Source organism: Bradyrhizobium sp. MI1.3, assembly GCF_055811695.1.
In genome coordinates, this window is the sequence record NZ_JBVVPQ010000002.1 from 173,928 (window position 1) to 198,821 (window position 24,894).

A 24,894-nucleotide genomic window follows, 5' to 3' on the forward strand; every position below is an offset into this window, starting at 1 on the left:
GCACCCGGCCTGACCTCGAATTCGGCCCTTTGCAGGCTGAACCGGTTGATATCTCTACATAGTATACGGCGGCGCGCCATGCGAGCCATTGCGCGTCCCCGGAATTCGACGTAACCAGCCGCAAACCCACTGGAAATCGGGCATGACCGACCGCAAAAACGGCCTCACTTACGCCGATTCAGGCGTCGATATCGATGCGGGCAACCGCTTGGTCGACCTGATCAAGCCGATGGTGCGCGCCACCGCACGGCCCGGCGCCGACGCCGAAATCGGGGGATTCGGCGGCCTGTTCGATCTCAAGGCAGCCGGTTTTAAGGATCCCATCCTGGTGGCCGCGACCGATGGCGTCGGCACCAAGGTCAAGATCGCGATCGAGACCGGCCTGCATGGCGGGATCGGCATCGACCTCGTCGCCATGAGCGTCAACGACCTCGTGGTGCAGGGCGCCGAGCCGCTGTTCTTCCTGGACTATTTTGCCTGCGGCAAGCTCGATCCGGAGGCGACCGCGTCGATTGTCGCCGGCGTCGCCGAAGGCTGCCGCGAATCCGGCTGCGCCCTGATCGGCGGCGAGACGGCCGAGATGCCCGGCCTCTACAGGGACGGCGACTACGACCTCGGCGGCTTTGCCGTCGGCGCCGCGGAGCGGGGCACGCTCTTGCCGCGCAAGGACATCGCCGCCGGCGATGCCGTGATCGGGCTCGCCTCGTCGGGCGTGCACTCCAATGGTTTCTCGCTGGTGCGCAAGATCGTGGAACAATCCGGCCTCGGCTTCGGGGCGCAGGCGCCGTTTGCGCCCGTCATGACGCTCGGCGGCGCGTTGCTGACGCCGACGCGTCTCTACGTCAAATCCTGCCTGCGCGCGATCCGCGAGACCGGCGCGGTGAAGGGGCTTGCCCACATCACCGGAGGCGGCTTCACCGACAACATTCCGCGCGTGCTGCCGAAGCATCTCGGCGTCGGTATCGATCTGGCGCGCCTGCCGGTACTGCCGGTGTTCAAATGGCTGGCCGCGCAGGCCGGCATCGCCGAGCTCGAAATGCTGCGGACCTTCAATTGTGGGATCGGCATGATCGCGATCGTCGAGCCGGACAAGGTCGAAGAGGTCGTGGAGGTCTTCGCCGACGCCGGTGAGATCGTGGCACAGCTCGGTACCGTGATCCCCGCCGAGGGCGAGCACCGCGTCGTCTATAACGGCCATCTCGATCTGGCGCTGTGATGAAACGCCGCGTCGCCATCCTGATTTCCGGCCGTGGCTCCAACATGGCTGCGCTGATCAAGGGCGCGGCCGCGCCGGATTTTCCGGCGGAGATTTCGCTCGTCATCTCGAACAAGGCCGATGCGCAGGGGTTGGAAAGGGCCAAAGCGAGCGGCGTGAAGACGCTGGTGATCGAAAGCAAGCCGTTCGGCAAGGACCGCGCCGGCTTCGAGAAGGTGCTGCAAGCAGCGCTCGATCAGCACGGCATCGAGCTGATTTGCCTCGGCGGCTTCATGCGCCTGTTCACGGCCGAATTCACCGAGGCCTGGTACGGGCGGATGCTCAACATCCATCCCTCGCTGCTGCCATCGTTCCCCGGTCTCGACCCGCACGGCCAGGCGTTGCGCGCCGGCGTCAAGCTGTCCGGAGCGACAGTGCACTTCGTGATCCCCGAGACCGACGCCGGTCCAATCGTGATGCAGGGCGCCGTTCCCGTCAGCGACCACGACACGGCGGACACGCTGTCGGAGCGTATCCTCGAAGTCGAGCACCGCATCTATCCCGCAGCACTGAGCCTGCTCGCGACGGGCAAGGTCCGGATCGAGGGCGATGTGTGCAAGACCGCGGGCAGCGGGCCGTCGGAGAACTTTCTGGTTGCGCCGTTGGTGCGGTGAAGCGCCGTCGCACTCGGAATACTTTCATCCCAAACAAAAACCCCCGGCAGAGCCGGGGGCAACGTCATGATCTCTTGCGCAGACCGCGAGAGCAATCAGGAAACCTTGAGGTTCTCCGCGGATGCCTTGCCGCGGTTCTCCACGAGGTCGTATTCGACCACTTGATTTTCATTAAGGGTCGAGAGTCCGGCGCGCTCGACGGCGGAGATGTGGACGAAGACGTCCTTATCACTGCCGTTCGGCTTGATGAACCCATAGCCCTTGGTCGGGTTGAACCATTTGACGGTGCCCTTTTGCGGCATCCTCAGTCTCCTCCGCTAGATACAAAAACGACGCGGCCGCTTTTCGCGTGCCACGCCACAAACGGGCCTCCGGTAGTCTGTTCGAGTCTTGAGTTCAATGTCGCGAAACGCACAGTCGAGCGGCCAATTCCGATTGTGTCCGATATTGCAACATGAAAATCGCCCGTTAGCAAGCCGCGCGCGAATTTCAAGAGCCCGACCGGAGTGCCCGTCCGCAATTTGCGACCTGTGGCCGCGGAACCACAATCGGAAGCAATGCCTTTGCCTGGACGCGCCAGCCGGTTGACCCTCAGTAACAGTTCGGCACAAATCGCGGCACGCGTGCGCCGCTCCTGTTGCATTTTTGCGCGCCGCCCTTTGCTTCGGGATTTGTCGCCATGTGCTGCACGTCGCAGCCCTCAGAGACACGGCAGGCGATCAGGCTGAACCGCGTCCGTTGGATCGCGGCTGCCGTGGCGTTTGCGCTCATCATGGTACTGTCGACGACATCAGGCTTTGCGCAAAGTCCGACGCCTACGCCTACGCCTACGCCGACCCCGACACCAACGCCGTCACCGACGCCGATTCCGATGCCGACCGCGACCAATTACGACCAGTCGGCCGGCAACAGCGCGCTCAATCTCGGCTCGAATTTCCTGGAGCGGCTCGGCAGCCAGGCTTCTGGCGGCGTCAACCGGGCGTTCCGGACCAATCCCGGCGGCGGCGGCGCATCGGCGGGCGCGGAAGATCCGCGCTACCGCACCTGGTTCGAGGGTTACGGCATCTCGGTCCGGACGGATGCACAAGGAGACTTTGTCGGCGACAAGCGGAAGACGTTTGGCGGTGTCGCAGGCCTTGGCGCGCGGCTCGCGCCGGGTGTCAATCTCGGCTTCTCCGTCGACCAGAGCCACACCGACATCGATGTGCCGCTCGCACTTCAGTCCGCCACGCTGGACCTGACGCAACTCGGCTTCAGCGGCTCCGTCGACAAGGGCCCCTGGACCTGGGCGTTCGCGGTGGTGCACGGCTTCGGCAAGGTCCGCTCCAGCCGGGACACCGGCCTGGGACTTGCGACCGCGGGTTATCGCGCCGCAGTCGACGGCGCGCTGACCGAGATCAGCTATTACTGGACCAAGGATCAGATGCGGATCGTGCCCAAGGGTGCACTGGAATATGTCCGCGCCACCAGCGTCGCGTTCCAGGAGGTTGGCGGCCTCGATCCACTCAATGTCGGCTCGACGGCGCTCTCGCGCGCGCGCGTCATGATCGGAGCCGAGATCGGGCGCTACTTCATCTTCGACCAGAAGATCCTGGACCTGTCCGCCTACGGCAAGTTCGTCGACAATTTCCATCAGAACCTAGGATCGGTGCAAGTCAGCCTCGGGAGTCAGAGCATCGTCGTGCCCGGCATCGGCGAGAGCCGTTACGGCACGGATGCCGGCGCCTCGGCCTCGCTCAGCCTGACCAACACGGCGCGGCTCTACGTCAATTACGACGGCAAGTTCCGCAAGGAGCTGACGTCGCACCAGGGCGCGGTCGGCTTCGAACATCGGTGGTGAGGCGAAGCCTGCCCGCGTCGGCCCAGAGGAGGATCCGGAAAACTGCGAAGCGGTTTCCCGAAAAGATCATGCTCAAGCTTTAAGTCGGCATTGCCGCGACATAGCCCGTCAATCCAAAACCCTCGCGCGCGACCGTCATCATCGGCGCCAGCGCGTTCGGGTGGATGAACTCGTCGCGGAAACAGGGGTGGGCCTTGGGATCGAAGATTTTCTTCAGCCAATCGACCACGATCTTGTGGCGCTCGGAGGCGCGGAACTCCTTGTGATAGGTAAGCCAGAGATCGGCGTGGTGGCTGACGCCGAGATCGACGGCGACGAGCGGGGCGCCGAGCGCGATCGAGACCGTCGGCAGGAATCCGATGCCGGCGCCGCGCTCCACCGCGTAGAGCACGCCGACCGAGGAATTGGTCTTGATCCCGACGATGCCCTCGAGCGACTTAAGTCCGAGCACCCGGGCATAAGCGCCGTCGTCGACCTGCGGAGCGCTCTGCTTGATGATGCGGTGGTTCTTCAGCTCGGCCAGGCTCGCCGGCACGCCGTAGAGGTTTTCGTACTCTTTGGACACGAAGGGATAGATGTGCAGCCGGCCGAGCTTGGCGACGATCAGATCGGGATTGGTCGGCGGCTCGAGCTGGATCGCAATATCGGATTCGAGCCGCGCGACGTCGGCCTGTTCCATCGCGCAGCGCAGGTCGACGGTGATCTTGCGATAGGTCTTCTGGAAGTCGATCAGTCGCGGCAGGATCCAGAAATTGCCGGGACCTTCGGTCACCGCGACCCGCACGGTGCCTGACATGTCGTTCGACGATCGCGAGGCTCGCCGGAACACGTTGAAGGCATGACGCTCCATATGCGCCACGTCGGCGATCATCGCGCTGCCTTCGTCGCTGAGCGTGAGCCCGCTCTGGTCGCGCAGGAACAGCTTGCAGTCGATGCTCTCTTCGAGCCGGTCGATCCTGCGCATCAAGGTGGTGGAGGTGAGCCCGAGCTCCTCGGCGGCGTTGCGGAAACTTTTATATTTTGCGCAAGCTAAAAACAGTTTCAAATCGTCCCAGGACATGTCCAGGGCTTCTTCACGGTGCTGCATTATCGCAGCACCCCGGTGCAATAACTGCTGCATACGCCTGATCCCCAGCCGCTAAGCTCTTGGTCATAGCGGGGCACGAAAGCCGCGAACGATAGAGGGGTGACATGGGTATGGAAAGGGGCTCGTTTGCCGCAAGGCATGATTTCGACGCGCTGCCGCTCAGTCCGGATGTCGACGTCCGTCGTGCCCAATTTTCCGAAATCGCCGCGCTTTCGCAGCTGGCGCACCGGCTGGTGCCGGGCGTTCGGATCGGGGCGACTGAGCTTGCAAAATATTTCGCCTTCGATCCCGAGAGCATCCTGACTTTCAGCCGGAAGGGCAAGCTCGTCGGCGGCATGGCCTTCCTGTTTCTCAACGATCGCGGGCATGATGCGCTGCTGCTCGACGAGATCTGCCTCACCGCGCCCGAGACGTGCCATCTCGCGTCCGCGAAGGAAGACGTTTCCGCCATCTACATCTGGGCGATCGCGACGACGGGGCGTGGCGTCGCCGGTCTCGGCAAGGCCGCGGCTCATCTTAGACAGCTAAGGTTTCGCAACGCGGATTGCTATGCGCAGCCGTCAACCGTGGCCGGACGCGATATCATGAAGGCGACAGGCTTCGAGCCTGTTCCAAGCTTCCAACCCGACCTCTGGTGCTACGAGCGGCCCTGGCATCGGCAGCCGATGCGCATGCCGGGCGCGATCATCCAAGCAAGGAGTTTTGCAGATGCACGGTACTAGGATTCCTCTCGCGAAGCCCGATTCCCGCGCCATCACCATTCGCCTCGCACGCGATCTCAGCGATCTCATGCTGGTCACCTCGATCCGCTCAGCCGTCTATCTCGCCGAGCAGGATTGCCCGTTCGACGAGGAGTTCGACGGGAACGACATGGTCGCCGCGCATTTCATCGGCTATGTCGGCAACGAGCCTGCGGGCTGTCTACGGGTGCGGTTCTTCGGCGATTTCGCCAAGGTGGAACGGCTTGCGGTGCGGCACCAATATCGGCGCTCGCGGGTCTCATTCAAGCTGGTACAGGCGAGCGTCGACTATGTGAAGCGCAAGGGCTTTCGCAAGATCTACGGCCAGGCGCAGGACCGGCTGGTCGATTTCTGGGCTCATTTCGGGGCCAAGCCGCTCGGTCACAATCGCAAGATCACCTTTTCCGACTTCTCCTACACGGAAATGCTGCTGGAGATCGAACCGGGCCCGGATGCCATTACGCTGGACAGCGATCCGTACGTGATCATCCGCCCCGAGGGCGATTGGGACCGGCCGGGCGTGCTCGACGCCTCGGCAGGACGGGCCGTGACGTCGCCGCTGCGGGACGTCGCGCTCGCTGGCCGTTGAAACTGCTGCAGCTGCGCGCAAACCCATGCTGGTTTCCGTCACAGACGATCCGCCGATCCTGGTCTGCGCGGATCTCCAGGTCGAATATCTGACCCCCGGACGTCGCCACGTCATCCTCGACGGCGATGCCGCCACGGCGCGCTGCGTGGAACTGCTGACGCTGTGGCGCGACAATCTCTGGCCGGTGATGCATCTGAAGCGCATCGCGCAGGCGGCCTGGTTCAATCCGGCATCCAGGCTGACCGATTGGATCGCGGAGGCGAAGCCGCGGCCGGGAGAAATGACGTTCGAGCACCCGCTGCCGTCAGCCTACAGTTCGTCGCGGTTTGTGGACTACATGTCCAATATCCGCAATGTCCGTTGCGTGCTCGCTGGCTTTTCCCTCGACGAAACTGTCTTGGCCACCGCTATCGACGGGTTTCACCGCAGCCATCGCTTCCAGGTGGTGGCCGACGCGGTGGCCTGCCGGCAGCCGGGGACAGGCGATGCTGCCGCCTATAAGCATGCAGTAGTGAATGTGATCGGGAATTTTGCTACAATCCAGTCCAGCGCCGAGCTGATCAGAACCAGCGGCGCCGTTGCGGTGTAGGCGGCCGCGATCGACGGATGGAGTGGGACATTGTCACGGGGAGATCAGCTCGAGGAGCTGGCAAGCGACCTGTCGCGTGCCGCCGAGGCGGCGCGCCGTCTTGGTCTGCCCACGACGGTGTATCTGCTCTCGATGGCGCTGGTGGAGGTGCGGGAGGCCGCTGCGGCCGATGGCGATGGGAATGACGACGGCGCGGCGTGACAGCTGCCCGATGTGCGGCTTTGTGCAACGCTGGTGAGCGCTTGCTGCCGACGAATTGACGTTGCAAGTTTTGCGCGGTGGCAATAGCCAAGGAGCTGGATCATCGAGTGATGACGCTGGCCGCGCCGGCGACGTGACGCTTTCAAGGATGCCCGCAAATGTCCATGTTGCCCAATTCGCAAGAGGCCCGGGATGTGGCCTATCAGCTCCATCCCTACACCAACGCGCGCGCCCATCAGCAGGCCGGTCCCCTGGTGATCGAGCGCGGCGAGGGCCCCTACGTGTTCGATGCGTCGGGCAAGCGCTATTTCGAGGCGATGGCAGGCCTGTGGAGCGTCGGGCTCGGCTTCAACGAGAAGCGGCTGGTCGACGCCGCGCACAAGCAGATGCTGGCGCTGCCATTCTATCATACCTTCTCCGCCAAATCGCACGGGCCCTCGATCGATCTCGCCGAGAAGCTGGTCGCGCTTGCGCCTGTGCCGATGAGCAAGGTGTTCTTCACCAACTCCGGCTCGGAGGCCAACGACACCGTTCTGAAGTTGATTGCCTATCGCTCCAATGCGCTCGGCCAGCCACAGCGCAAGAAGGTGATCAGCCGGATGCGCGCCTATCACGGCGTCACCATTGCGTCCGCCAGCCTCACCGGCCTGCCGAACAACCACCGCTCTTTCGACTTGCCGCTCCCGAACATCCTGCACACGGGCTCGCCGCATTTCTACAAGGACGGCGCGCCCGGGGAGAGCGAGGAAGCCTTCGCGACGCGGCGAGCCGAGGAGCTCGATGCGTTGATTCAGAAGGAAGGCCCGGACACGATCGCGGCGTTCTTCGGCGAGCCGGTGATGGGCGCGGGCGGCGTCATCGTGCCGCCGGCGACCTATTGGGACAAAATCCAGAAGGTGCTGAACAAATACGACATCCTGTTGGTCGCGGACGAGGTCATCTGCGGCTTCGGTCGCACCGGTAAGATGTTCGGCTGCGAAACCTACGGCATCAAGCCCGACGCGATCGTGGTCTCCAAACAGATCACCTCGAGCTATTTCCCGCTGTCGGCCATCATGATGAACGATCGCATGTTCGAGCCGATCGCCGATGAGAGCAACAAGATCGGCGTGCTCGGCCACGGCTTCACCGCGGGCGGCCATCCGGTCGGCTCGGCGATTGCGCTGGAGAATTTGAAGATCATCGAGGAGCGGGGACTGGTTGCGCACGCCGCCGAGCTCGGTGGCTACATGCAAGGCAAGCTGCGTGAACTCACCAGTCATCCGCTGGTCGGCGAGGTCCGCGGTGTCGGCATGATCGCAGCGATCGAACTGGTGCTGGATAAGGCGCGCAAGACCGCGGCGGCAACGCCGGGCGCCGTCGGCGGCATGGCCAGCCGCATGCTGCAGGAGCGCGGCGTGATCTCGCGCAACATGCTCGACGCCATCGCTATCTGCCCGCCGCTGATCGTCACCAAAGCTCAGATCGACGAGCTGGTCGCGGCGATTTCAGGTGTGCTTGATGACATGAAGCCGGAAGTGGCGAAGCTGACGCCGGCGTAAGGGAAGTGTCAATGCAGGCGGAGCGTTCCGCCGCACCCACCCTGTTGTCCCGGCGAAGGCCGGGACCCATACCGCGAGGTCTCTCGATGGGGATGGTAGGAGCCCCGAACGACGAGTCTTCGCCAAACTCTTCCCTGGGGTGATGGGTCCTGGCTTTCGCCAGGACGACGCTGGGGAGAGATGGCGGCCTATTCCGCCCGCTGAACCCCGATCACGCGGCCTTTCTCGACCGCCAGCGCCAGCTCGCCGCGCTTCAGTTTCAGTGCGGCCTCGCCGAACAGCTCGCGGCGCCAGCCGCGTAATGCCGGCACGTCGGCCTCGTCGTCGGCCGCGATCTCCTCGAGATCGTCGACGGTCGCAATCACCTTGCTGGCGACCGCATGGCGCTCCGCGGTCATGCGCAACAGCACCTTCAACAGCTCGACGATCGCGGCGCCATTGTTATTGTTGCGCGGCTTTTCCAGCTTCGGCAGCGTGGCGTGATCGCGCGCCAGGCCGCGCTCGACGGCGGCGACGATGTCGGCGCCCCATTTGGATTTCTCAAAACCCTTCGGCACCGAGCGCAGGTTCGCGAGCTTCTCGATCGTGTTTGGCGCGTGGGTCGCGATGTCGCTGACGGCCTCATCGCGCAGCACGCGGCCTCGCGGCACGTCGCGGCTTTGCGCCTCCTGCTCGCGCCAGGCGGCGACCTCCATCAGGACCGCGAGGTCCTTGGGCTTGCGCACCCGCGTCTTGAGCCGTTCCCAGGCGCGCTCGGGGTGGAAGTCGTAGGTCTTGGGCGAGGTCAGGACCTCCATCTCGATCGAGACCCATTCGCTGCGGCGGCGCTTCTTGAGGTCGGCATCGAGGGCTGCGAACACGTCGCGCAGATGCGTGACGTCGGACACGGCGTAGTGCATCTGCTCCTTGGTCAGCGGCCGGCGCGACCAGTCGGTGAAGCGGTGAGTCTTGTCCGGGCGGTGTCCGGTGACCTTCTCGACCAGCGCGTCGTAGGCGATGCTGTCGCCGTAGCCGAGCACCATGGCCGCGACCTGGGTGTCGAACACCGGATGCGGGATGATGCCCGCCTGATGCCAGATGATCTCGATGTCCTGCCGGGCGGCGTGGAACACCTTCAGCACGGCCTCATTGGCCATCAGCTCGAAGAACGGCTTGAGGTCGATGCCCGCCGCCAGGGTGTCGATGACGATCGCTTCCTCGGCGCTGGCCATCTGCACCACGCACAGCAGCGGGTAATAGGTGGTCTCGCGCAGGAACTCGGTATCGACGGTAATGACGGGGTGCTTGGCCAACCGGCTGCAGGCAGCCGCAAGGTCAGCGGTGGTGGTAATCAGATCCATGAACGGCCCATGACAAGTCCATCAGCCGTTCTGCCGAAAGCGCTGTGATGTCAAGGGGCTCGAAGCGAATTCGAGCCTTGCATTTGGGCCGGAATCGCATTTACCGACGAAAATCCTATTCGTAGCGGACCCGCCGGGAGGGTTTGCGCGTACAAGGCAGGGCCACCACGACCACGCACATGGCGACCAAGGCCAGTCCCAGGAACTCGAAAACCAACAGATCCACGGCAAAACCCCTCAGAAACATTGCTAAACTTGTCTGGGGCGAATTGAGGGTCTGTTAATTCTCGTGGTTACCGGCGGAAGGCCGGGCCGGATGGTGGACGCGGGGTTAACGGGTGCGCCATGCCGTGCAGCGTCGTGGCATCCGGCGTCAGGTCATGAGCTTCGGCAGGGCGGCCGCCAAGGCGTCCACGGCGGCGCGAACTTTCGGCGGCATCCGGGGCGAGCGGGGCCAGAGCGCATGGCAGTCGTAGAGGAATCCCGGCTGACCGCTCAACAGATTGATGAGTGTACCGGCGCGTAGGCGTTCGCGGACCAGCCAGTATGGCAGCCAGGCCAGTCCCATCCCCTGTGTCGCGGCATCCGCAATCGCATCGAGATCGTCGAACCTGAGCCTTCCCGTCGGCATGATTTCGCTCGGAGGCTGGCCCTTGCGGGGAAACAGCCACGGCCGGACGCGTCCGGAGCGGCGATAGATGATCGCCTGATGCTGGGCAAGATCGTCGAGCGATTTCGGCTTGCCGTTGGCGCGCAAATACGAGCGCGCGCCGCACACCACCATGCGCTGGCTTGCGATGCGCCGCGTCTTCAGGCCGGATTGATCGTGCAGATCGCCGGTCCGGATCGCAAGATCATAGCGGCCCTCGATGATGTCAGCGATCGGGTCGCCGAACGAGAGATCGAGCTCCAGATCGGGATATCGTCGCGCAAGCTTCATCAGCAAGGGGGCGATGCAGTGCCGGCCGAGCAGGGCGGGCATGGTCACGCGGAGCCGGCCACGCGGCTCGGACAATTCGTCGGAAGCGACGGCGTCGGCGGCCTCGGCTTCAGCGAGCACAGTGCGGCAGCGCTCGTAATAGGCTTGGCCCGTCTCGGTCAAGCTCTGGCGCCGTGTGGTGCGGTTGAGGAGGCGGACGCTCAGGCGCTCCTCGAGGAAACGAACGTGCTTGCCGACCATTGGCCCCGACATTTCGAGCGCATCGGCGGCGGCGGCGAACGAACCCACATCGACCGCCTTGACGAAGACGGCCATGCTGGTCAGGCGGTCCATGATTGCAAACTCCTGGTTTCGACTGTTCACCCCTCTGAACCCTTTATCCAGTGCCGCCCGGTTGCCATAGCTCCATTCAATTCAATTGTTTTGGAGTGTGTTCATGGCGCGCGTCGTTCGCTTCCACAGACATGGTGGCCCCGAGGTGCTGCGCATCGAGACCGTCGACGTCGCGCCGCCAGGGAGGCGCGAGGTGCAGATCAGGGTCAAGGCCCTTGGGCTCAATCGTGCGGAAGCGCTCTTGCGGAAGGGGACCTATATCGAGACCGCGACGTTTCCGTCCGGCCTTGGTCTCGAGGCCGCGGGCATCGTCGAGGCGATCGGCGAAGCCGTGAGCGGCTTTTTGCCGGGCGAGGCCGTCAGCATCGTGCCGCCCGTGTCGATGGTGCGATGGCCCGCTTATGGCGAGCTCATCACGTTTCCGGCGGAGTTCGTCGTGAAGCACCCGCCCGAGCTCGGCTTCGACGCGGCGGCCGCGGTATGGATGCAATATCTAACGGCGTTCGGCGCTCTGGTCGATATTGCTGGGCTAAAGCGAGGGGAGGCGGTGGTTATTACGGCGGCGTCGAGCAGTGTCGGGCTTGCAGCAATTCAGATCGCGAACCGGATCGGTGCGATCCCGATTGCAGTGACGCGAACCTCGATCAAGCGGCAGGCCTTGCGCGATGCTGGCGCCGCCGACGTCATCGCCTCGGTGGAAGAGGACATCCGGTCGCGCCTGGAGGACATCGTCGGCTCAAACGGCGTTCGCGTGGTGTTCGATGCGGTCGGCGGCCCCATATTTGAGCCGCTCACCGCCGCGATGTCGCCGGGTGGCGTTCTCATCGAATATGGCGGCCTGAGCCCCGAGCCGACGCCATTTCCGCTTTTCAGCGTCCTGACCAAAAGCCTGACGCTACGCGGCTATCTCGTGCACGAGATCATCCGCGATCCCGCGCGGCTTGCTAAGGCGAAGACCTTCATCCTCGACGGGCTGCGGGACGGTGCATTGCAGCCGATCATCGCCAAAACGTTTCAGTTTGAGGAGATCGTCGAAGCGCATCGCTATCTGGAGTCAAACGAGCAGTTCGGCAAGATCGTGGTAACGATTGGAGGACCGTAGGGTGGGTTAGCCGAAGGCGTAACCCACCACTTTTCTCACACGCGGAACTGCCTCGGTGGATTACGCCTTCGGCTAATCCACCCTACGAAGCTTCGAGGCCCTTACGGCAGCTTCAGCGACGTCTCCGCATTGTACGGCTTCAGCGTCTCGTCGGCGGCCTTCTGGGCGGCGACGAGCGCCTCCTTCGGCTGCTTCTTGCCGTTGAGGACGAGCATGACCTCGTCCTCCAGCGTCTTGCGCACGGGTACGGTCTTGTAGGTCGCAAACCACGGTTTTGCGACCTCGAGCTGCTCGACGGCGGTCTTGGCGTCCGGGTTCTTGTTCAGGAATTCGACCATGTCGGGCGTCTTGTAGGCGGCCATGTTGGGGGCGAAATATCCGGTGGCGCGGCTCCACCAGCCGCTCTTCTCGGGCGAGGTCATCCACTTGATCAGCGTCCATGCGGCCTTCTGCTTGTCGGCTTCCTGGCCCGCCGGAACGATCAGCGAGGCGCCGCCGATCGGCACGGCGTTGCGGACGTTGCGCGGGATGAAGGCGACTTTGTAGGCGAACTTGGCGTTGTCACGCACATAGGTCAGCGAGCCCGTCGAGAGCATCATCATCGCGGCATTGCCGGAAATGAAGGAGGTGCTGACGGCCGGGCCAGGCGTCGCGCCGGGCGGGTGAACCTTGTGCTTGGTGACGAGGTCGTTCCACCAGGTCAGCGCGCCCAGCATCGAGGGCGTGTCGTAGTAGACCTCGCCGCCGAACTCCTCGTTGTAGTAGCGCCCGCCATTGGTCATGGTGAGCGTTTCCATCATCCAGCCGCAATAATCGTAGGCGCAGGGGATCGCGATGCCCCATTGGGTCACCTTGTCACCCTCGCGCTTGGTGAGCTTCTTGGCCCAGTCGGTCAATTCAGCCCAGGTCTGCGGCGGCTTGCTCGGATCGAGGCCCGCTTCCTTGGCCTTGTCGGCGTTGATGTAGAGCAGCGGCGTCGAGTTATGGAATGGCACGCCGTAGACTGAGCGGTTGATCACCGCGTTGCCCTGCAGCGCCGGAAAGAACTGGCCCAGAAACTGCTCCTTGGTGGTGCCGTCGGCGGCGATCAAGGGATCGAGGTTGGTGAGCTCGTTCTCGATCTGCATATCGAGCAGGAAGTTCGCCGACATGATCACGGCAGCCGGCGGCTTGCCGGCCTTGATCGAGGCGCGCGTCTTGATCAGCGTGTCGTCATAAGAGCCGGTGTAGACCGCGGTCGCCTTGATCGCGGGGTGGGTCTCGTTGAATTCCTTGATCAGGGTGCCCATGTCGCGGGCGAGCTTGCCGTCGACGGGGACGGGGAAGAACAGGTCGATCTCGGTCGGGCCTTCGGCCAGCGCCGGGAAGGTGAGGGCGCTTGCCAAAGTGCCTGCAATGGCAAGGCCAAGCATGATCCTGCGGGAAAACAGCATCGAGAAATCTCCTATTTGATGCCTGAGGTGACGAAAGAGCTGATGAAGCGTTTCTGGAAGATCAGGAAGGTGATGAGCAGCGGTGCGATCACCATCAGCGTGCCGGCGGCGATGGTGCCCCAGGCCTGCGTGCCTTCCGCGGTCGCGGTGAACACCGAGAGTCCCACCGTGAGCGGCCGCTTGTCCGGCGAGTTGATCACCATCAGAGGCCACAGGAAGTCGTTCCAGTGGCTGGTCACGGAGATGATGGCGAAGGCCGAGAAGCTCGGCATCGACAGTGGCACGTAGATGTGGCGGATGCGCTGGAGCAGGCTGGCGCCGTCGATCAGGGCAGCGTCTTCCAGCTCGGTCGGGATAGCCTCAAACGCTTGCCGCATCAGGAAGGTGCCGAAGGCGGAAGCGAAGAACGGCATCATCACGCCGGTGAGCGTGTCGTAGAGGCCGAGCTGCGCCACCAGGCTCAAATTGGGCACGATCAGCAGCACCGGCACCAGCATCAGCTGCATCAGGAACAGATAGAAGATCAGCGATTTTCCGGCGAAGTCGAGCCGGGCAAAGGCAAAGCCCGCCAGCGTGATCGTGACGACCTGCACCAACAGGATGCCGGTGCAGATCATGATAGTGTTGAGGGTGTAGCGCGGGAAATCGCCGATCTCCCAGGCGTCCCTGATATTGTCGAGCGTCGGCTTCAGGCTCGGCATCAACTCGGCCATCAGATTGATGCCGTCGGATGCCGGGCGCAGCGTCGCCACGCCCATCCACAGGAACGGGATCAGCCAGACGACCGCGAGCAGCACGGTCAGCGCAAAGCCGAGCTTTGGCGTGATCTCGCGGCGGGTGGCGAGCGGGGCGTCCTTGAAGAGCTTACCGATCAGCTTCATGCCCCGCCCTCGCGGTTCGCCATGGTCCGGAAGGAGAGCGCGGTGAGGCCCATCAGCGCCGCAAGCGTCAGCAGTGTCGCTGCCGAGGCCTTGCCGATGTCGTAGTGCTCGACCGCCTGCTGGTAGATGTAGAACAGCACGAGATTGGTCGCGTTGGACGGCCCGCCTTTGGTCATGACGAAGACGTGGTCGACCTGCGTGACCGCGTTGAGTGTGGCGATGACCGTGACGAACAGGAAGGTGGGCTTGAGCTCGGGCAGGATGATGTGGCGCAGCCGCTGGTACGGCCCTGCGCCGTCCAGATGGGCGGCTTCCATGACATCTTCCGGCACCGCCTGGAGGCCGGCCAGGAAGAACAGCATGTAATAGCCGGCGTTCTTCCAGATCGTGATGACCATGATGGCATAGAGCGCGATGTCGGAATCGCCGAGCCAATTCGGCAGCACCGGCAGGAAACGGCCGATGTAATAGTCGAGCAGTCCGACATTGGGCAGAAAGATGAACAGGAACAGCGCGGAGGCCGCGACCATCGGGATCAGCACCGGCAGGAACAGCGCGGCGCGCAGTGCACTGGTCAACGCGTTGGTGCGCGACAGCGCCAGCGCGAACAGCAGCGCGAGGCCAATGCTCGGGATCGCCGTGCCGACGGCATAAACGAGATTGTTGACGACCGCGCCGGTGAAGGCGGGGTCAGCAAGCACCGCTGCGATGTTGTCGAGACCGACGAAACGAACCGGCGCCCTGGGCGTGGCGCGCTGATAGAGCGCGTCGACGAGGACGCGGCCCATCGCACCGTAGGTGAACAGCGCGAGGAAGACGAGCGAGGGCAGCAGCAGCAGATAGGCGGGCAGGGAGGTTTTGAAGCGGTGAGAAAACCGATTCAGGATATGCAGGCGCGGCGGCGCCGAGGCCGCGACCGGGAGAGCCGCGGGTTCTGCGAAGCTCATCTCATCGCGCCGGGGTATTGAGCGCATAGTCGCGGCCGTCCACTCCCCCCGGTGGCTCGAAGGGAAAGCGCAGACTGGTGTCGAGGAAGTCGTGGCTGTGCACGACCAGGTTCTCGCCGTCGATCAGCACCACGCCGTAGGCCGGCGGCTCGTGGCTGGCGAGATGCTCGGCCGCGGCAGCGTCGAGCTCGAACCAGACCTGGTGGTTTGTGCCGCGAAGCGTCGAGAACGGGATCTTGCCGTAGCTGCCGAAGATCGGCCGGTGCACGTGGCCGAAGAAGAGGTGGCGGATGCGCGAGCGATAGGGTGCGATCACCTCGGCGAATTCGGCGCTCTGTGCCAGCGAGATTTCGTCCATCGCATGGACGCCGACCGTGAACGGCGGATGGTGCATGAACACGACGAACGGCATGTCGGCCGGCGCGGCCGCGAGCGTGCTCGCGAGCCAGCCGAGGCGCTTGGCGCACATCTCGCCGGCATGGCTGGTCTCGTCCAGCGTGTCGAGGAAGACGAACAGCCCGTGCTCAGTGGTGCGGGTGCCCTGCACGAAGCCGTTGGGATCGCGCGGCGCCGCCTTCAGGCTATCGAGGCAGGTGACGCGGCGATCGTGGTTGCCGACCATGGCGATGTAGGGGATTTTCAGCGCCGCCATTGCGTCGGTGAAATTGGCGTAGGATTCAGCCTCGCCCCAATGGGTGAGGTCGCCGGTCACGACCGCGAAGGCCGCGTCGGCGTGATGCTTGTTGATGTCGGCAATCGCAGCATCCAGTCGGGCGCGCGGGTCGAGGCCATAGAGCTTCAGCCCGGGATTCGCGAGATGCGTGTCAGTGATGTGGATGAACTTGAAAGGCATGGCACTTGTCAGGATCGTTGGAGGGTGGGCGCCTCCGGCAAGACGACCCTGACAGGCCGTTAGAGTGCGAGTGTTTCAGTTTGATGACAGCGGTTCCGGTGGCGCGAGGCGTCCACAAGCTCGGCTTAGTACGCCTTCGGCTAATCCACCCTACGCACCGAGTTCGTCGCTACGTCCCGCAAAACGTCTGCAGCACCCGCTGGTCCGGCAGCGGGGGATCGGCGTAGGCGGCGTAGTCCGGCTGGTCCTCGAACGGCTTCGCCAGCACCTTCACCAACTCCTCGAACGGCGCGTAATTGTCATCATTTACCGCCGCCTGAATTACGGCCTCGACGCGGTGATTGCGCGGGATGAACATGGGATTGACGGCATGCATGGCGGCCTGCCGTTCGGCTCCGGTTTGCGGCTCCAGCACCGTGCGCTCGCGCCAACGTCCCGCCCAGTCGTCGAACGCGTCGGGGTCCATGAACTGCGCGCGGACGTCGGCGATGCCGGTCTCGTCAGCCGCAGCATCACCAAGCTTGCGGAAGGTGAGGGTGAAGTCGGCCTGGTTCTTGGCCATGGCATCCAGCAGGTCCTGGATCAGCACGTCGTCGCCGTCGCGGTCCGTGAACAGGCCGATTTTCTTGCGCAGGCCCGCCTGATAGGTGTCGCTGAACGTCTCGGAGAAGGCGCCGAGAATGTCCTGGGCCTCGGCAACCGCCTTTTCCTGATCGTCGGAGAACAGCGGCAGCAGGCATTCGGCAAGCCGCGTCAGATTCCACAGCGCGATGCGCGGCTGGTTGGCGTAGGCATAGCGGCCCATCTCGTCGATCGAGGAAAACACCTGCGACGGATTGTAGGAATCCATGAAGGCGCACGGACCGTAATCGATCGTCTCGCCGGAGATGGAAGAGTTGTCGGTGTTCATCACGCCATGGATGAAGCCGACAAGCAGCCAGCGTGCGACCAGTTCGGCCTGGCGCGCGACGACGCCGGACAGCAGCGCGTGATAGGGCCGCTCGGCGCCAAGCAGCTCCGGATAATGGCGGGTGATGACGTGGTCGGCGAGCCGGCGGACCGCCTCGGTGTCGCGGCGGGCAGCGAAGAATTGGAAGGTGCCGACGCGGATATGGCTCGAGGCGACGCGCGTCAGCACCGCGCCCGGCAGCGCCGTCTCGCGCAGCACATGTTCGCCCGTGACGACGGCCGCGAGCGAGCGCGTGGTCGGAATGCCCAGTGCGAACATCGCCTCGCCGACGATGTATTCGCGCAGCACCGGCCCGAGCGCGGCACGGCCGTCGCCGCGGCGGGAGAACGGGGTGGGGCCCGAGCCCTTGAGCTGGATGTCGCGGCGGATGCCGTCCTTGTCGACGACTTCGCCGAGCAGCACCGCCCGTCCGTCGCCGAGCTGGGGCACGAACTGTCCGAACTGGTGGCCGGCATAGGCCATGGCGATGGGATCGGCGCCGGCGGGAACCGTCTTGCCCGCCAGGATTTCGGCGCCTTCAGGGGTCTCCAGCACATCTGGATCGAGCCCGAGCTGGACCGCCAGCGGCCGGTTCAGCTTGATCAGCCGGGGCGCCGCCACCGGCGTCGGTGCGACCCGGGCGAAAAAGCTGTCCGGCAGTGCCGAATAGGAGTTCTGGAACGGGAAATGGACTGTCATGACCTCAAGATAGGGGTGGAACGCCTGATGGCAAAGGCTTGAGCCCAGATTGGGCAAAAATGGGCACTTCCAGCCGAAAACGGGCCGTTCCCTTGGTTGCCGCCCCCGTCCTCCCGAGGTAAACCCTGCCGCAACGTTGGACCGGCCGTTTCGGCGGTTCGATTCGATCCTCCGACATTGAATTTGGGACGACCATGCATCGCTACCGGTCACATACATGCGGCGCGCTCCGCGAGAGCAACATCGGCGAGACGGTCCGCCTTTCGGGCTGGGTGCATCGCGTTCGCGACCATGGCGGCGTGCTGTTCATCGACCTGCGCGACCACTACGGCCTGACCCAGTGCGTGGTCGATCCGGACTCGCCGGCGTTTTCGCAGGCCGAGAAGCTGCGTTCGGAATTCGTGGTCAAGATGGATGGCAAAGTCCGCCGCCGCCCCGAAGGCACCGACAATGACGATCTGCCGACCGGCAAGATCGAGATCTATGTCAGCGAGATCGAGGTGCTGGGCCCGGCCGGCGACCTGCCGCTGCCGGTGTTCGGCGACCAGGAATACCCTGAAGACATCCGCCTGAAGTACCGCTTCCTCGACCTCCGTCGCGAGAAGCTGCACCAGAACATCATGACGCGCGTCGAAATCATCAAGTCGATGCGAAGGCGGATGGAGGGGCAGGGCTTCTTCGAGTTCAACACGCCGATCCTGACCGCGTCCTCGCCGGAGGGCGCGCGCGACTTCCTGGTGCCGTCGCGCATCCATCCCGGCAAGTTCTACGCGCTGCCGCAGGCGCCGCAGCAGTACAAGCAGCTCCTGATGATGTCGGGCTTCGATCGCTACTTTCAGATCGCGCCCTGTTTCCGCGACGAGGACCCGCGCGCCGACCGCCTGCCGGGCGAGTTTTATCAGCTCGACGTCGAGATGAGCTTTGTCACGCAGGAAGATGTCTTCGCCGCGATGGAGCCTGTCATCACGGGCGTGTTCGAGGAATTTGCCAAGGGCAAGCCGGTGACCAAGGGCTGGCGCCGGATTCCTTTCGCCGTGGCGCTGCGCAAATACGGCAGCGACAAGCCGGACCTGCGCAACCCGATTGAGATGCAGGACGTCTCCGAACACTTCCGCGGCTCCGGCTTCAAGGTGTTCGCGCGGATGTTGGAGGACCCCAAGAACCAGGTGTGGGCGATCCCGGCGCCGGGTGGCGGCTCGCGCGCCTTCTGCGACCGCATGAATTCATGGGCGCAGGGCGAGGGACAGCCGGGCCTTGGCTACATCATGTGGCGCGAGGGCGGCGAGGGTGCCGGTCCGCTCGCCAACAACATCGGTGCTGAGCGCACCGCCGCGATCCGCGCGCAGATCGGCGTGAAGGAAGGCGATGCCGCCTTCTTTGTCGCCGGCGATCCCGACAAGTTCTGGAAGTTTTCAGGGTTGGCCCGCAACAAGGTCGGCGAGGAGTTGAACCTCACCGACAAGGAGCGGTTCGAGCTGGCCTGGATCGTCGACTTCCCGATGTACGAGTACAACGAGGAGGACAAGAAGGTCGACTTCTCGCACAACCCGTTCTCGATGCCGCAGGGCGGTCTCGATGCCTTGAAGGGCCAGGATCCGCTGACCATCAAGGCGTTCCAGTACGACATCACCTGCAACGGCTACGAGATCGCCTCGGGCGGAATCCGCAACCACGTGCCGGAAGCGATGGTGAAGGCGTTCGAGATCGCAGGGTACGGCGAGCAGGAAGTCGTTGATCGCTTCGGCGGCATGTACCGCGCCTTCCAGTACGGCGCGCCGCCGCATGGCGGCATGGCCGCCGGCGTCGACCGCATCGTCATGCTCTTGTGCGGCACCAACAATCTGCGCGAGATCTCGCTGTTCCCGATGAACCAGCAGGCCATGGACCTCCTGATGGGCGCGCCGTCGGAGCCCAGCCCCAAGCAGCTCCGGGAGCTGCACGTGAAGGTGAATCTGCCGCAGAAGTGAAGTTTGCGCGGGAAGATGTTCGTGCCCCGGACGCAGCGCAGCACGCAGTGGTGCGCAGCTGAGCCGGGGCCCATGTCTGAGCGAGCAGCAGGCTTCTGGATCCCGGCTCTGCGCAGCAGCGTTACACGCTGCAGCGCGTCCGGGACACGAAATCCAACTACAGCCCCGTCGACGCGTCGATCCTGAACTGCGCAAGCGCGCTCTGTGGGTCGGTTTGCAAGAGCTGCATCAATTGCATCAGCGGTGCCTTCGCGCGCGGGGACAGCTTAATGGAAAGCGTCTGGCCCGGCGTCTCGACGAAGCGGGCGATCGCGTCCACGGCCGCGTTCGCATCCGGATTGGCGGAAGCAAATTGCTCGCGTCTAGCCTTGATGCTCTCGACGAGCGCCTGGCGTGCGGTATCGCGGCTGACCTTCTGCATGCGCGCGAACTGTGCCGCGACGAGATCGACGACGCCGCTGTCGCGCAATGAGAATTCGAGCGTGCCCGCCTCGATCCGGGCCGCCTGGCCCATGAGCTGGGCGGGATCGGCCGAAAACACCTCGCGTGGTACGTTGCCGAGCGCGATACGCAATTGCGCTCTTGCGATGCCTCCGATGTCGAGCGTCGCGGGCGTCAGAACGAAGCTGTTGGACTGTTCGGTCCAGGCAGCGCCGAGATCGAGGTCGACTGCGAGCTTGTCGATCCCGCTGGCAATCAATGGAAGCTGTTTTGGATCGGATGGATCGGCCGGCGTGACAAATTTGGCAACCACATGCGCCTTGCTCGGGATCGAGCCGACGAGCTGCCCCCAGTCCAGGCTCAGTGTGTCGATCATGACCAGCTCCTTGGTGGTCTTGAACGGCGCCGTCACGCCCTTGATCTCCGCGCCTGCGAGCACGCCGAACAGCCCGAGCATCTGATCCGGCGAGGGCGCCCGCCCGGGAGTGGTGAGGCTCGCTGCCCAGCGCATCAGGTTCGTGATGCTGAGCGATTTGAGTGCGAAGCGCTCCACCTTGATTTGCCCTTGCGGCGTCGGCGCATCCAGGCCTTCGAGCGCGAACCCGCCTTCTTGGTATCTGATGGCCCTGAGCCGGGGCGTCCCTTGCGGGGTCGTCATCGACATGGTGCCGATCTCGAGCTTGCCGACGCGAAGGCCTTCATAGAAACCGGCGAGCTTTTCCATCAGATTGCGCGATTGCGCCGGCGTCGGCGGGACCGTGCTGTCCGCCGGAAGCAGCGCCAGGATCTCGGCCGGCCGGAATTTCGATGGCTGCACCGCGATGTCGGTGATGGCGATCCCGTCGACCTGCATCCGGATGCCGAGCGTCGACGTCACGACATAAGTGCCGGTGGACATCTGCCCGTAGACACGATGATAGCTGTCGTCGTTCGCCTTCTGGGGATCGAGCGCGGCGGCGATCGCGGTCGAATCGAAATCATTGATGATGATGTCGGACACCTCGCCAGTCAGCTTGTCCGCCTTGCCTGGCTGCGGCACGTTGATCGTGAAGCTGGCGCGCTCCGCCTTGATCGCGGCGATCTTGCCTTGGGCGAGCTTCTGGATCGCGAGACCCGAATAGGCGACCTCGCCACTACCTCCGGCGCTTCTGCCCGCATCGAAGGCGAATGCGAGGGTCGGCGCTATGACGGAAGAAGCCGTCACATTTGCGTACTGATCGAGCGCGAAGCGGTACATGTCGATCAGGGAGCCTGACGTCGGCGCGTTCTGAGCATGAATGGGACCGACGTAGTCCCGCATGGTCAACTGCGGGACCTTGTAGGAGACTTTCAGCTTGCCGGGGCCGACCTCGTCCAGCGCGACCTCGAAGCCGGAGATATCGATGCTGTCGGCCGCGAAGCGTGTCTCCTCGACCTGGCGAATGCCGACGCCCTTGATAGCGGCGATCTTGACATGAGCCTGCGGCTGGTTGGTAGGCTCAACCGCGATATCCTCGATCGTCAGCGTCCGGGTCACGAGATCGAACGCCACCTTGCCGTGGCTCGCCTTGCCGCCACTGGCGCGGATCTGCTCGAAGGCCGCCTCGATCTCGGCGGCGACGCGATGCTGAACGTAGAAGCTGAAGCCGAACCATCCGCCCGCGGCCATCACGGCCACGACGATCAGGCCGATCAGGATTCGCTTCATTCCCAGCTCCAGTTGCTCGCGTTGCAGGACGCAACCTGCCATATTCGCAAAGCAACGCGCGGTCCAGGGAAAGTGAGCGCTATCAGATATTTGACCGCGCGCCCTGTTGATGGGGCCGCAATCGGATGTTGCCACCGGGGCGCCCGGCGTGCTTCATCCCGTTTCCATGACCCGGAAATACCAACCCAAGGCAAGCCGGTCAGGACAACGTAGTTTGAGGCCGGTAACGCGAGGCAAGACACCGCATGTCGTCCTATTCTGATGATCTCCACCAGGCGGCGCTGGCCTATCATCGGCTGCCGCGCCCCGGAAAGCTCGAGATCCAGGCGAGCAAGCCGCTCGCCAACCAGCGCGATCTCGCGCTGGCCTATTCGCCCGGCGTCGCCGCCGCCTGCATGGAGATCGCCAAGAACCCGGCGGAAGCGGCGACGCTGACGATCCGCTCCAATCTGGTCGCCGTGGTTTCGAACGGCACCGCCGTGCTCGGCCTCGGCAATATCGGCCCGCTGGCCTCGAAGCCGGTGATGGAGGGCAAGGCGGTCCTGTTCAAGAAATTCGCCGGCATCGACGTGTTCGACATCGAGATCGCGGCCGACACCATCGAACGCGTGGTTGAGACCGTGGCCGCGCTCGAGCCGACCTTTGGTGGCATCAATCTCGAGGACATCCGCGGACCGGAATGCTTCGAGATCGAGGCGCAGCTCAAGGAGCGCATGAAGATCCCGGTCTTCCATGACGACCAGCATGGCACCGCGATCATCGTCGCCGCCGCGATCACCAACGGCCTGCGCCTGAACGGCAAGAACCTGTCGGACGTCAAGATCGTGGCATCGGGGGCAGGGGCCGCCGCGCTCGCGACACTGAACCTGCTGGTGTCGATGGGCGCTCAGCGCAAGAATATCTGGGTCTGCGACATCGACGGCCTTGTTCACGAAGGCCGCAACACCACGATGGACCGTTGGAAGGCGGTCTATGCGCAGAAGACCGACAAGCGCACGCTGGCCGACGTGATCGGCGGCGCCGACATCTTCATCGGCCTCTCCGCACCGGGCGTGCTCAAGCCCGAGATGGCCAAGGCGATGGGCGACAAGCCGCTCATCATGGCGCTCGCGAATCCGACGCCGGAGATCATGCCGGAGGAGGCGCGCAAGGTGCGTCCCGACGCCATGATCTGCACCGGCCGCTCCGATTATCCGAACCAGGTCAACAACGTCCTGTGCTTTCCCTTCATCTTCCGCGGCGCGCTCGATGTCGGCGCCAGCGCCATCAACGAGGAGATGAAGCACGCCGCCGTGGAGGCCATCGCGCAGCTCGCGCGCGAGGCGCCGTCCGATGCGGTCGCGCAAGGCTTCGATACCGGGGAGACGCAAGGGTTTGGCCCGGGCTCGCTGATTCCGAGTCCCTTTGATCCGAGGTTGATCCTGCGCATCGCGCCGGCGGTGGCGAAGGCCGCGATGGAATCGGGCGTCGCGACCCGGCCCATCACCAATTTCGACGAGTACACTGCGCTGCTCGAGCGCTTCGCGTTCCGCTCCGGCCTCGTCATGAAGCCGATGTTCGCGAAGGCCAAGACCCAGCCGGTGCGCGTGATCTACGCCGAAGGCGAGGATGAGCGCGTGCTGCGCGCGACCCAGGTGGTGCTGGAAGAAAAGCTGGCGACGCCGATCCTGGTCGGACGCCCGTCGGTGGTCGAGGCGCGCATCAAGCGCTTCGGCCTGTCGATCAAGGCCGGCAAGGACTTCGACCTCGTCAATCCCGAGGACGATCCGCGCTACCGCTCCTACGTGCAGTCTTATGTCGAGGTCGCCGGCCGCCGCGGCGTGACGCCGGATGCGGCGCGCACGGTGGTGCGCACCAACAACACCGTCATCGCGGCGCTCGCGGTGGTGCGCGGAGAGGCGGACGCCATGCTCTGCGGCGTCGAGGGCCGCTACATGAGCCATCTGCGCCATGTCCGCGAGATCGTCGGGTTTACGCCGGGGATCAGCGACTATGCGGCGCTGGCGCTGCTGATCACGAGCAAGGGCGCCTTCTTCATCGCCGATACCCAGGTGCGGCCCAATCCGAGCGCCGAAGAGCTCGCCGAGATCGCCTCGCTCGCGGCGGTCCACGTCCAACGCTTCAACATCAAGCCGAAGATCGCCTTCGTCTCGCATTCGGATTTCGGCAGCTACGACACGGAATCCTCGCGCAAAATGCGCCGGGCGACCCAGCTCCTGAAGGAGAAGCATCCGGAACTCGAGGCCGACGGCGAGATGCAGGGCGACACCGCGCTCTCGGCCGCCGCGCGCAAAATGGTGCTGCCGCACTCGAACCTCGAGGGCGAAGCCAACATCATGATCATGCCAAGCCTCGACACCGCCAACGTCGCCTACCAGATGATCAAGTCGCTGGCGGACGCGCTTCCTGTCGGCCCGATCCTGATCGGCCCGGCGCGCCCGGCCCACATCCTCACCCCGTCGGTGACGGCGCGAGGCATCCTCAACATGACCGCGGTGGCTGTGGTGGAAGCGCAGGAGCGCGCGTCGCGGCAGCAGCCAACGTTGTTTACCTAAGGCGGGGGCTCTAGCCGCGCGGTAGGTGCCATGACTTCTCCCCTGCGGGAGAAGGTGGCGCGAAGCGCCGGATGAGGGGTTCTCTCCGCGAGACGAAATCTCGAGAGTTGTCCGTGCGGATAGAAACCCCTCACCCGTCTCGCGGCTTCGCGGCGAGCCACTCTCTCCCGCAAGGGGAGAGGGGAAGAAGCTCTTGGCGCTAGTTTTGAATTACTCGCATTCGTCCATTTCCCCGTTTGTAAACCGGCGCACGACTCTCCATAATCCCCCCGATGCTTTCGCAAAAATCCGGTTTCAAAAAGCCTGAGCAA

21 protein-coding genes are annotated in these 24,894 nt (G+C 64.1%); 11 read left to right on the top strand and 10 right to left on the bottom strand.

What is annotated here, in order from left to right; all coding sequences use genetic code 11:
* Positions 1 to 142 precede the first annotated feature (142 nt).
* Complete coding sequence (purM, locus tag AC0L3A_RS01980) at positions 143 to 1,216, top strand: phosphoribosylformylglycinamidine cyclo-ligase (RefSeq protein WP_473253513.1); 1,074 nt, start codon at positions 143 to 145, stop codon at positions 1,214 to 1,216.
* Entirely contained in the window at positions 1,216 to 1,869 is a 654-nt protein-coding gene (purN, locus tag AC0L3A_RS01985) for a phosphoribosylglycinamide formyltransferase (RefSeq protein ID WP_219683175.1), read from the top strand. Before purM ends, purN begins: the two co-directional genes overlap by 1 nt.
* 95 nt (positions 1,870 to 1,964) lie before the next feature.
* On the opposite strand, the gene AC0L3A_RS01990 is transcribed toward purN, so the two are convergent.
* Positions 1,965 to 2,171, bottom strand: a complete 207-nt coding sequence (locus AC0L3A_RS01990) for a cold-shock protein (protein WP_007591938.1) — start codon at positions 2,169 to 2,171, stop codon at positions 1,965 to 1,967.
* A 377-nt stretch (positions 2,172 to 2,548) separates the two neighbouring features.
* On the opposite strand from AC0L3A_RS01990, the gene AC0L3A_RS01995 reads away from it, so the two are divergent.
* Positions 2,549 to 3,709: an autotransporter outer membrane beta-barrel domain-containing protein gene (locus AC0L3A_RS01995; protein WP_473253514.1), complete on the top strand. Its 1,161-nt coding sequence runs from the start codon at positions 2,549 to 2,551 to the stop codon at positions 3,707 to 3,709.
* Between the two features lie 79 nt (positions 3,710 to 3,788).
* On the opposite strand, the gene AC0L3A_RS02000 is transcribed toward AC0L3A_RS01995, so the two are convergent.
* The gene (locus AC0L3A_RS02000) at positions 3,789 to 4,829 is read right to left on the bottom strand and encodes a LysR family transcriptional regulator (RefSeq protein WP_219683173.1); all 1,041 of its coding nucleotides are present in this window, start codon (positions 4,827 to 4,829) and stop codon (positions 3,789 to 3,791) included.
* Positions 4,830 to 4,900: 71 nt separating this feature from the next.
* Here AC0L3A_RS02000 and AC0L3A_RS02005 point away from each other — a divergent pair, with 71 nt between their 5' ends.
* The 5 genes from AC0L3A_RS02005 to AC0L3A_RS02025 all read left to right on the top strand — a co-directional run bounded on the left by AC0L3A_RS02005 (position 4,901) and on the right by AC0L3A_RS02025 (position 8,456).
* Positions 4,901 to 5,518: a hypothetical protein gene (locus AC0L3A_RS02005; protein WP_473253515.1), complete on the top strand. Its 618-nt coding sequence runs from the start codon at positions 4,901 to 4,903 to the stop codon at positions 5,516 to 5,518.
* Positions 5,505 to 6,125: a GNAT family N-acetyltransferase gene (locus AC0L3A_RS02010; RefSeq protein WP_007591919.1), complete on the top strand. Its 621-nt coding sequence runs from the start codon at positions 5,505 to 5,507 to the stop codon at positions 6,123 to 6,125. Before AC0L3A_RS02005 ends, AC0L3A_RS02010 begins: the two co-directional genes overlap by 14 nt.
* A 25-nt stretch (positions 6,126 to 6,150) precedes the next feature.
* On the top strand, positions 6,151 to 6,714 hold the full coding sequence (locus AC0L3A_RS02015) for an isochorismatase family protein (RefSeq protein WP_007591916.1): 564 nt from the start codon (positions 6,151 to 6,153) through the stop codon (positions 6,712 to 6,714).
* A 30-nt stretch (positions 6,715 to 6,744) separates the two neighbouring features.
* Entirely contained in the window at positions 6,745 to 6,915 is a 171-nt protein-coding gene (locus tag AC0L3A_RS02020; protein ID WP_007591915.1) for a hypothetical protein, read from the top strand.
* 158 nt (positions 6,916 to 7,073) lie between these two features.
* Complete coding sequence (locus AC0L3A_RS02025) at positions 7,074 to 8,456, top strand: aspartate aminotransferase family protein (protein ID WP_007591914.1); 1,383 nt, start codon at positions 7,074 to 7,076, stop codon at positions 8,454 to 8,456.
* Between the two features lie 188 nt (positions 8,457 to 8,644).
* Here the strand turns inward: AC0L3A_RS02025 and rnd are convergent, their stop codons facing one another.
* Both rnd and AC0L3A_RS02035 read right to left on the bottom strand, forming a co-directional pair.
* Positions 8,645 to 9,796 (bottom strand): ribonuclease D, encoded by a 1,152-nt coding sequence (rnd, locus tag AC0L3A_RS02030; protein WP_007591909.1) that lies wholly within the window; start codon positions 9,794 to 9,796, stop codon positions 8,645 to 8,647.
* A gap of 373 nt (positions 9,797 to 10,169) precedes the next feature.
* On the bottom strand, positions 10,170 to 11,069 hold the full coding sequence (locus AC0L3A_RS02035) for a LysR family transcriptional regulator (protein WP_473253516.1): 900 nt from the start codon (positions 11,067 to 11,069) through the stop codon (positions 10,170 to 10,172).
* Positions 11,070 to 11,172: 103 nt separating this feature from the next.
* On the opposite strand from AC0L3A_RS02035, the gene AC0L3A_RS02040 reads away from it, so the two are divergent.
* Positions 11,173 to 12,171 (top strand): zinc-dependent alcohol dehydrogenase family protein, encoded by a 999-nt coding sequence (locus tag AC0L3A_RS02040; RefSeq protein ID WP_007591905.1) that lies wholly within the window; start codon positions 11,173 to 11,175, stop codon positions 12,169 to 12,171.
* 101 nt (positions 12,172 to 12,272) lie between these two features.
* On the opposite strand, the gene AC0L3A_RS02045 is transcribed toward AC0L3A_RS02040, so the two are convergent.
* The 5 genes from AC0L3A_RS02045 to AC0L3A_RS02065 form a co-directional block, all read right to left on the bottom strand.
* A complete protein-coding gene (locus tag AC0L3A_RS02045) occupies positions 12,273 to 13,604 on the bottom strand; it encodes an ABC transporter substrate-binding protein (RefSeq protein ID WP_007591904.1) in 1,332 nt (443 codons plus the stop codon).
* Between the two features lie 11 nt (positions 13,605 to 13,615).
* A complete protein-coding gene (locus AC0L3A_RS02050) occupies positions 13,616 to 14,485 on the bottom strand; it encodes a carbohydrate ABC transporter permease (protein WP_007591903.1) in 870 nt (289 codons plus the stop codon).
* Complete coding sequence (locus tag AC0L3A_RS02055) at positions 14,482 to 15,432, bottom strand: carbohydrate ABC transporter permease (protein WP_035992818.1); 951 nt, start codon at positions 15,430 to 15,432, stop codon at positions 14,482 to 14,484. The genes AC0L3A_RS02050 and AC0L3A_RS02055 overlap by 4 nt, the downstream gene beginning before the upstream one ends.
* Position 15,433: 1 nt before the next feature.
* Positions 15,434 to 16,285, bottom strand: a complete 852-nt coding sequence (locus tag AC0L3A_RS02060; protein ID WP_473253517.1) for a phosphodiesterase — start codon at positions 16,283 to 16,285, stop codon at positions 15,434 to 15,436.
* 169 nt (positions 16,286 to 16,454) lie between these two features.
* Entirely contained in the window at positions 16,455 to 17,933 is a 1,479-nt protein-coding gene (locus AC0L3A_RS02065) for a protein adenylyltransferase SelO (RefSeq protein ID WP_007591895.1), read from the bottom strand.
* Positions 17,934 to 18,127: 194 nt separating this feature from the next.
* On the opposite strand from AC0L3A_RS02065, the gene aspS reads away from it, so the two are divergent.
* The gene (gene aspS / locus AC0L3A_RS02070; protein ID WP_473253518.1) at positions 18,128 to 19,900 is read left to right on the top strand and encodes an aspartate--tRNA ligase; all 1,773 of its coding nucleotides are present in this window, start codon (positions 18,128 to 18,130) and stop codon (positions 19,898 to 19,900) included.
* A 157-nt stretch (positions 19,901 to 20,057) separates the two neighbouring features.
* On the opposite strand, the gene AC0L3A_RS02075 is transcribed toward aspS, so the two are convergent.
* The gene (locus tag AC0L3A_RS02075) at positions 20,058 to 22,028 is read right to left on the bottom strand and encodes a hypothetical protein (protein ID WP_473253519.1); all 1,971 of its coding nucleotides are present in this window, start codon (positions 22,026 to 22,028) and stop codon (positions 20,058 to 20,060) included.
* Between the two features lie 245 nt (positions 22,029 to 22,273).
* Here AC0L3A_RS02075 and AC0L3A_RS02080 point away from each other — a divergent pair, with 245 nt between their 5' ends.
* Positions 22,274 to 24,583 (top strand): NADP-dependent malic enzyme, encoded by a 2,310-nt coding sequence (locus AC0L3A_RS02080; RefSeq protein WP_007591886.1) that lies wholly within the window; start codon positions 22,274 to 22,276, stop codon positions 24,581 to 24,583.
* Positions 24,584 to 24,894: the final 311 nt, after the last annotated feature.

What these genes read in the sequence shown, in the direction of transcription:
- purM (WP_473253513.1), top strand. Translation starts at nt 143, where the DNA reads ATGACCGACCGCAAAAACGGCCTCACTTACGCCGATTCAGGCGTCGAT.
- AC0L3A_RS02010 (WP_007591919.1), top strand. Translation starts at nt 5,505, where the DNA reads ATGCACGGTACTAGGATTCCTCTCGCGAAGCCCGATTCCCGCGCCATC.
- AC0L3A_RS02065 (WP_007591895.1), bottom strand. Translation starts at nt 17,933, where the DNA reads ATGACAGTCCATTTCCCGTTCCAGAACTCCTATTCGGCACTGCCGGAC.
- AC0L3A_RS02080 (WP_007591886.1), top strand. Translation starts at nt 22,274, where the DNA reads ATGTCGTCCTATTCTGATGATCTCCACCAGGCGGCGCTGGCCTATCAT.
- AC0L3A_RS02055 (WP_035992818.1), bottom strand. Translation starts at nt 15,432, where the DNA reads ATGAGCTTCGCAGAACCCGCGGCTCTCCCGGTCGCGGCCTCGGCGCCG.
- AC0L3A_RS02035 (WP_473253516.1), bottom strand. Translation starts at nt 11,069, where the DNA reads ATGGACCGCCTGACCAGCATGGCCGTCTTCGTCAAGGCGGTCGATGTG.
- aspS (WP_473253518.1), top strand. Translation starts at nt 18,128, where the DNA reads ATGCATCGCTACCGGTCACATACATGCGGCGCGCTCCGCGAGAGCAAC.
- rnd (WP_007591909.1), bottom strand. Translation starts at nt 9,796, where the DNA reads ATGGATCTGATTACCACCACCGCTGACCTTGCGGCTGCCTGCAGCCGG.
- AC0L3A_RS02060 (WP_473253517.1), bottom strand. Translation starts at nt 16,285, where the DNA reads ATGCCTTTCAAGTTCATCCACATCACTGACACGCATCTCGCGAATCCC.
- AC0L3A_RS02040 (WP_007591905.1), top strand. Translation starts at nt 11,173, where the DNA reads ATGGCGCGCGTCGTTCGCTTCCACAGACATGGTGGCCCCGAGGTGCTG.
- AC0L3A_RS02075 (WP_473253519.1), bottom strand. Translation starts at nt 22,028, where the DNA reads ATGAAGCGAATCCTGATCGGCCTGATCGTCGTGGCCGTGATGGCCGCG.
- AC0L3A_RS01990 (WP_007591938.1), bottom strand. Translation starts at nt 2,171, where the DNA reads ATGCCGCAAAAGGGCACCGTCAAATGGTTCAACCCGACCAAGGGCTAT.
- AC0L3A_RS02015 (WP_007591916.1), top strand. Translation starts at nt 6,151, where the DNA reads ATGCTGGTTTCCGTCACAGACGATCCGCCGATCCTGGTCTGCGCGGAT.
- AC0L3A_RS02050 (WP_007591903.1), bottom strand. Translation starts at nt 14,485, where the DNA reads ATGAAGCTGATCGGTAAGCTCTTCAAGGACGCCCCGCTCGCCACCCGC.
- AC0L3A_RS02000 (WP_219683173.1), bottom strand. Translation starts at nt 4,829, where the DNA reads ATGCAGCAGTTATTGCACCGGGGTGCTGCGATAATGCAGCACCGTGAA.
- AC0L3A_RS01995 (WP_473253514.1), top strand. Translation starts at nt 2,549, where the DNA reads ATGTGCTGCACGTCGCAGCCCTCAGAGACACGGCAGGCGATCAGGCTG.
- purN (WP_219683175.1), top strand. Translation starts at nt 1,216, where the DNA reads ATGAAACGCCGCGTCGCCATCCTGATTTCCGGCCGTGGCTCCAACATG.
- AC0L3A_RS02045 (WP_007591904.1), bottom strand. Translation starts at nt 13,604, where the DNA reads ATGCTGTTTTCCCGCAGGATCATGCTTGGCCTTGCCATTGCAGGCACT.
- AC0L3A_RS02025 (WP_007591914.1), top strand. Translation starts at nt 7,074, where the DNA reads ATGTCCATGTTGCCCAATTCGCAAGAGGCCCGGGATGTGGCCTATCAG.
- AC0L3A_RS02005 (WP_473253515.1), top strand. Translation starts at nt 4,901, where the DNA reads ATGGGTATGGAAAGGGGCTCGTTTGCCGCAAGGCATGATTTCGACGCG.